Origin of the sequence: Rhodococcus sp. EPR-147 (assembly GCF_001647185.1) — a bacterium.
GTDB lineage: Bacteria > Actinomycetota > Actinomycetes > Mycobacteriales > Mycobacteriaceae > Rhodococcoides.
The window spans coordinates 1-5283 of record NZ_LVCU01000197.1 but is presented as its reverse complement, the minus strand read 5'-3'; the positions used below and the strand labels follow the sequence as shown (position 1 = coordinate 5283).

Genomic DNA, 5283 nt, shown 5'->3' with positions numbered 1-5283 from the left:
CGCTCTGTTCGCGATGATCGAGAAGATGCGTCAGGTAGCCACGTCGGCAGAGCGGGACACCAAACGAGCCCGACGTAATCGCACTCGCCGTGCTCACCTGAGCAGCGTCACCACATCACCGAACGCGATGGGCCCGCCCGAGAGTCGCCCCGGTACCGACCAAGTACCGGTTCCGATCTTCGACGACATCGAAGAATGGTGAATCGATGAACGACGACCCCCGAATCACTCCTGCAGGCGACGGTAGCGGCGAAGACATCGACCCCGGTAGTGCGGATCTGATCCACCTGCGAAGTTCGGTCAGATCGATAGCGGGTCTTCCTGCTGCACAACGCATCAGGCACATTCGTACGGAACGGTGGATCGGGTATCCGCGTGCACGGTCGGTGATCGTGCACCTCGAGACGTTGCTGGTGTGGCCGGATCGGCAACGAATGCCGAACCTGCTACTGATCGGGCCGACGAACAACGGCAAGTCGATGATCATCGAGAAGTTCCGGCGTGCGCACCCCGCTGTCAGCTTGCCCGACCGTGAGCACATACCGGTGTTGTGTATGCAGATGCCCCCGGACCCAGCACCCGGACGGTTCTACCTCGCGATGCTCGCTGCCCTCGGAACGCCGATGCGCCCGCGAAGCCGCGTTCACGAACTAGAACAGCAAGCGGTGACGCTGTTGCGAGCAACCGGGGTTCGGATGCTGATCATCGACGAGCTCCATAATGTTCTCGCCGGTCGCGACAACGTGCGCCGAGAATTTCTGAACCTGTTGCGGTTTCTGGGCAACGAGCTGCGGATCCCTCTCGTCGGAGTCGGTACCCGAGAGGCGTACCTCGCGATCCGCAGTGATGCACAGTTGGAAAACCGTTTTCACCCCATGACGCTGCCGATCTGGACCAACGACACCGACACCCGCTCCCTGCTGGCGAGCTTCACCGCCAGCTTCCCGTTGCGTGCGCCCTCGTACCTGACATCGGCGGAGATGACCGATTACCTCCTCACCCGGTGTGAGGGCACCATCGGCGAACTGGCCACGCTGTTGACCGCGGCCGCAGTGACCGCAATAGAAGCCGGAGAGGAAGCGATCACCTCACAGGTGTTGACCCAAACCGCCTACTTCGGGCCCACCGAACGCCGCCGCCACTTCGAACGGCACCTGGCATGACACCAGCCGATGCCCCTGCAGCGCACACAGCGCTCGACCACAGTGCGCATCCGCCGTGGCCGCTGCGCCCGCAACCACTACCTGGCGAGACTCTGATGTCGTGGCTGGCCCGGACCAGCGCACTGTATTCGTTGATCAATACAGCGGACCTTCTCGACGGGCTCGGTGTCGACACCTCGAGCGTGGACCTGGACCGGCACACACCCGAGCCGGTGCTATCGGCGCTTGCCCAGAGGAGCACCTGTACGGCGGAACGGCTGCGGGAAATGACGTTGGCGGGCTGCACGCCCTGGCTGCTCGACAGCACCGACCCCACCGAGTGCGACTTCGACACCTACGTCCACCAGTTCTCTGTCCTACTACCGGCGGGTCTGGCGATGGCCGATCGACGTCGACGCGCACCGCCCGCCGGCACATGGCTTCCCTGGGTAAGCACGCTGACTACACGGGCATGCCCTCTGTGCATCGACACCCTCGACACACACGCCGACATCGCGGTCATGATGGCTCAGCAATACCCGATGCTGACCAGCTGCACCAAGCATCTCTGCCGGCTCGAATTCTGCAGCGTCGTACCCGGCAGACTTGTCTTCTGGGACAGGACACCAGCAGGCTCGGACGAGCACGCACCACCGATACCGGTCGCGGCGGCCGTCGCAGAAATCGACAGACGCAGCGTCACCGCGTTGACGTGCGGGTCGGTCGAGCTCGGCGCGGGCCGTGTTCATGCAGCAGTGTGGTTCAGGCTGCTGCGCACCGTCGTCGACGAAGTATCAACACCTCTGGTCCGCACCGGATGGTGGGCAAAGCCACTCAGCGCGATCTGGAAATCCACCGGCCGTTCTCGCCCGCTCCGAACATCGTGGGTTCCGTTCGAGGACCTGCGCTGGGAAGAACAAGCAGCAGTACTGACCGCCGCCGCGACCGCGATCATCGCGGTCGAGAACGATGAGATTTTCGCGGGTGGTGCTGATGCGGCTCTACTGCGCCCACGCTCGTACGAGCCGGTTGATCCGGGGACCGCTCCGACGCGGTCTCGCAGTCCGGTACCCGCCCGCAGCGCCTGGGACGGTGTGATTGCGGCGATCGATGCCGCTGCCGCTGGAGTTGCCGGGCGAACAGACGTCGGTCATGACGCGGCGACGATGAGCCGGCCGAGGACACCGGATTCGAGCAGGATGATCGCACCCAGGACGATGAACACCACGGGTACGAGCCAGTGCTCGACCCGTTCGAGAGTGTCGACGACCTTTCTGCGAGTGCCCAACAGTCTGCCTGCGTAGCACCAGATTCCCACGCAGATCAGGAACACGGCGATGGTGACCGCGGTCTGTGGCGCACCGAGCGTGCGGAAGACCGGGGTGTAGACGGCGATGTTGTCGGCTCCGTTGGCGATGGTGATGGCGGCGACACCGACCATCCCTGTTGCCACCACCGGGGCCTCGTCCTCGTCGCCGCTGCGCAGGCCGCGGATCAGGCCCCAGACACCCAACGACAGGGGCAGCAACCCCAGTAACCCGACCCAGTCCTCCGGGACGATCACCAATCCCAGGGCAGCGACGACACTGATCGCGACGAGGGTGATCAGGCCGGCGTACTGGCCGGCAACGATCTGCCATGCCCGCGGCCGCCCCTGGCTGGCGGAGGCGACGAACAGCACGGTCAGCACGACGATGTCGTCGATGTTGGTGCCGGCGAACATCGCGACCGCCGCGGCGATGGTGGTGATCACTCCCGCACCGAGCGGCCACGGCGGGGCGGCTGAACGTCGTGTCCGGAGGGCTGGACCGCGGTAGAGGTGGATCGGCTGCGAGGCCGCGAGGCGGTCATCCGGATTTTTCCTGCGCGTGCGCGGTACGAGTAAGGGCCGCTTCCTCCCAGAGTATGGAGCCGATGACCAGTACGACACCACAGGTGAGGTAGGTGTCGGCGAGATTGAAGGTGGGCCACCAGCCGGTGTGGAAGTAGTCCGTGACGCGACCGTCGACGGTGCGGTCGATCACGTTGGCGGCGGCGCCGGCGACGATCGCCGACAGTCCCACAGTCCCCAACGGTGAGCCGGTGGGGACAGTGCGCCACGCGTACACACCGATGCCGACGGTGATGATGGCGGTGACCGCGATGATGACCCACGGCGGCAGTTGGTTCCCGACGCTGAAGGCGACACCACTGTTGTAGGCCAACTTCAGTTGCAGCACGCCTAGCTCGACGATGCGGCCGTCGGAGAGTGCGCGGCGGGCGACGGGGTCGCCCGCGAGTGCGACGCCGATGAGTACGACGGCGACGATCGTCAGGGTCCGCCGGGACCGTGGCGCCGAGATGCCCGGGGCTGCGTCGGCGCTCATATGCGGGCCTCGGCTGCCGTCGGGGCCGATGCGGGTGCCGGTCCGGTGGTCAGGGGGTGGGCGCGGCCTGCCCGGACTCCGTTGGCGATGACCACGATCTCGGCGAGTTCGTGCACCAGAACCACTGCTGCCAGGCCCAGAATCCCGAACAGGGCGAGCGGCATCAGAACGGTGATGATCGCCAGAGACAGCCCGACGTTCTGCAGCATGATGCGCCGAGATCGGCGTGCGTGGGCCAAGGCGTGTGGCAGATGCCGGAGGTCCTCTCCCATCAGGGCGACGTCGGCGGTTTCGATGGCCACGTCGGTTCCCATGGCTCCCATGGCGATACCGAGGTCGGCGGTGGCCAGTGCGGGGGCGTCGTTGACACCGTCGCCGACCATCGCGGTCGACCGTCGGACCTTCAGGTCGCTGATGATGGCTGCCTTGTCCTCCGGTCGCAGGTCCGCATGGACCTCCTCGATGCCGACATCGGCGGCCAACGCTCGGGCGGTGCGTTCGTTGTCCCCGGTCAGCATCGCGACGTGGTATCCGTCACGGCGGAGACCGGCGACGACCTCCGCGGCTTCGGGTCGCAGTTCGTCGCGGACCGCGATCGCGCCGAGTGTTCGGCCGTCCTGCTCGATGAGCACGGCGGTGGCTCCGGCGCGCTGCATCCGTTCCACCTCCGCCGCCAGCGGGCCGGGCTCGATCCAGCCCGGCCGTCCGAGCCGGACGTCGGAACCGCGCAGGCGGCCGGTGAGGCCGGCGCCGGTGACGGACTCGACGTCCTCGGCGGGGGTGTGGTCGTCGACGGCGGCGAGGATCGCCGCGGCCAGGGGGTGCTCGCTGCGCACCTCGAGCGCCGCGGCCACCGCGAGGACCTGTTCGCGGGTCGCGCCGTTCACGGTGGCGACGTCGATGACGACCGGCTTGTTGCGGGTCAGGGTGCCGGTCTTGTCCAGTGCGATTCCGCGGATGCGGCCGAGGGCTTCCAGTGCTGCGCCGCCCTTGACCAGGACACCGAGTTTGCTGGCAGCGCCGATCGCAGCGACGACGGTGACCGGGACGGCGATGGCCAAGGCGCACGGTGAGGCAGCGACGAGGACGACCAGTGCGCGTTCGATCCATATCCGTGGGTCGCCGAGGAGGCTGCCTACAGCGGCGATGAGGGCCGCGGCGACCATGATCGCGGGCACCAAGGGTTTGGCGATCGTATCGGCCAGTCGCTGCGCCTCGCCCTTGCGGGACTGCTCGGCCTCGACGATCCGGACGATCTTGGCCAGCGAGTTGTCCTCGGCGCGCGCGGACACCTCGACCTCGAAAACCCCGGTTCCGTTGATGGACCCGGCGTACACCTCATCGCCGGGCCCTGCCTCGACGGGCACCGATTCGCCGGTGATCGCCGAGGTATCGAGCGCGGTGTTGCCACTGCGGATCGTGCCGTCGGTGGCGATGCGCTCGCCGGGCTTGACGATCATGATCTCGCCGACCGTCAACTCGGTCGGCGACACCACCTGTTCTCGACCATCTCGTCGGACGGTGGCGGTGTCGGGAACCAACGACAGCAGCGCCCGCAGACCTCGCCGGGTGCGGGCGACCGCGTACTCCTCGAGGCCTTCGCTGATGGCGAACAGGAACGCGAGCATCGCAGCCTCGCCGACCTCACCGAGGATCACGGCGCCGACCGCCGCGATGGTCATGAGGGTGCCGACGCCGATCTTGCCGCGGGCGAGCCGCTTCAGGGTCGACGGTACGAAGGTGTAGCCGGCGACGATCAACGCGACCGATTCGAG

4 protein-coding genes and 2 pseudogenes are annotated in these 5283 nt (G+C 66.8%); 3 read left to right on the top strand and 3 right to left on the bottom strand.

The genetic code is table 11. The features are described from left to right. From A2J02_RS28660 to A2J02_RS28655, 3 genes and pseudogenes are all read left to right on the top strand, one after another. Positions 1–202: pseudogene (locus tag A2J02_RS28660) on the top strand (Mu transposase C-terminal domain-containing protein); the annotation flags it as partial. 4 nt (positions 203–206) lie between these two features. Further along, positions 207–1163 (top strand): TniB family NTP-binding protein, encoded by a 957-nt coding sequence (locus tag A2J02_RS09850; protein WP_231893738.1) that lies wholly within the window; start codon positions 207–209, stop codon positions 1161–1163. Further along, positions 1160–1660, top strand: a pseudogene (locus A2J02_RS28655) (TniQ family protein); the annotation flags it as partial. The gene A2J02_RS09850 and the pseudogene A2J02_RS28655, both read left to right, overlap by 4 nt. Positions 1661–2292: 632 nt before the next feature. On the opposite strand, the gene A2J02_RS09845 reads toward A2J02_RS28655, so the two are convergent. The 3 genes from A2J02_RS09845 to A2J02_RS09835 form a co-directional block, all read right to left on the bottom strand. After that, positions 2293–2895, bottom strand: coding sequence for a cadmium resistance transporter (locus A2J02_RS09845; RefSeq protein WP_068049656.1), 603 nt, complete (start codon positions 2893–2895; stop codon positions 2293–2295). 94 nt (positions 2896–2989) lie between these two features. Beyond that, positions 2990–3508, bottom strand: a complete 519-nt coding sequence (lspA, locus tag A2J02_RS09840) for a signal peptidase II (protein WP_068049655.1) — start codon at positions 3506–3508, stop codon at positions 2990–2992. Next, positions 3505–5283, bottom strand: a 1779-nt coding sequence (locus A2J02_RS09835) for a heavy metal translocating P-type ATPase (RefSeq protein WP_068049651.1), incomplete at its 5' end; no start/stop codon positions are given. The genes lspA and A2J02_RS09835, both read right to left, overlap by 4 nt.

Coding starts and splice junctions, on each gene's coding strand:
- A2J02_RS09850 (WP_231893738.1), top strand. CDS start 207: ATGAACGACGACCCCCGAATCACTCCTGCAGGCGACGGTAGCGGCGAA.
- lspA (WP_068049655.1), bottom strand. CDS start 3,508: ATGAGCGCCGACGCAGCCCCGGGCATCTCGGCGCCACGGTCCCGGCGG.